We start from the raw sequence: 1,163 nt of genomic DNA on the forward strand, positions 1-1,163 counted from the left end.
GTACTGGGCCACGCCTGTCGCCGGCAAGTACAAGCTGACGGCGATGGTGTCGTGGGTCGCGTCCGGCGGTGGCGGCTGGCGCACGATGTGGCTCAACGACAACGGCAGCCAGATCCCCGGCTCCCAGGGCGGCGCGGTCGGTTCCTCCGTCGGCACGCTTCAGGAGCGCTCCTGCATCGCCAACCTTGCGGCCGGCCGGCAGATCACCATGTCCGCCCTGCAACAGTCCGGCAGCTCCCTCAACACGGACACCCCCGCCGGCATGGCCGCGTCCATCCAGATCGAGTTCCTGCACACCTGACCCACACCAGCCCCGGACCGCACTGGCCGGGACTTCCTCATGTCCTGGAGGCCTCATGGCCTGGTATCCCGAAGCCCGCAAGATGGAGCTCCAGCCGGAGAGCGACACTCAGCAGGCCATTCGGCCAACGCAGTTCATCATGCACTCCATCGCCGCACCATGGACGAAGGAGCGGACCTTCGAGTACTGGCGAGACAGCACCAACCTCGAATCCCACTTCGGGCAGTCCTACGACGGCACCATCGCCCAGTACATCGGGACCGAAACGCGGGCCGACGCCAACTACAGGGCGAACCGGCGAGCCGACGGCACGGGCGCGGTCAGCATCGAGACGGCGTCCAACCTGAATCACAGCGACCCGTGGACCGCCGCGCAGGTCGAGGGGCTCATCCAGCTCGGCGTCTGGCTGCACAAGACCCACGGGATCCCGCTGCGGGTCTGCCGCACCGCCTCGGATCCCGGGTTCGGCTACCACCGGCTGCACGCCGACTGGGCGCTCGGCGGCACCGACTGTCCCGGAGATGCGCGCGTCACCCAGTTCAAGGACACGATCTTCCCGTCGATCGTTGCGCGCGCCCAGGGCAAGCCGGCGCCGACGCAGCCGCCCACGGGACCCGTCACGCCGCCGCCCACCCCTGTTCCCGCGCCCCGGTACCGCCGGCCGCGCGCCTACCGAGCGATCGGACTCTGAGATGACGACTCCTCCCACCACCCCGCCCGCCCCGACGTTCACCAAGCCGGCCGGCCTGATCCTCGTCAAGGGGCAGGCCGCGCAGGGCGACGGCAAGGCCGTCTTCGGGATCTGGCCCACGGGCTTCGCCCGCCGGATCACCGCCGCCGAGTACACGCTCTGGGGCGCCCC

The 1,163-nt window shown here is 70.1% G+C and carries 2 protein-coding genes; both read left to right on the forward strand.

Annotated features, from left to right (window positions below; translation table 11 throughout):
• Positions 1-301 (forward strand): hypothetical protein (locus ABD191_RS28830; protein WP_344089072.1); only part of this gene is annotated, 301 nt, incomplete at its 5' end.
• Positions 302-356: 55 nt separating this feature from the next.
• Positions 357-992 carry a peptidoglycan recognition protein family protein gene (locus ABD191_RS28835; RefSeq protein WP_078906079.1) on the forward strand — a complete coding sequence of 212 codons (636 nt, stop codon included), beginning with the start codon at positions 357-359 and terminating at the stop codon, positions 990-992.
• Positions 993-1,163 lie beyond the last annotated feature (171 nt).

It is taken from the genome of Luedemannella helvata (assembly GCF_039528415.1).
Taxonomy (GTDB): domain Bacteria; phylum Actinomycetota; class Actinomycetes; order Mycobacteriales; family Micromonosporaceae; genus Luedemannella; species Luedemannella helvata.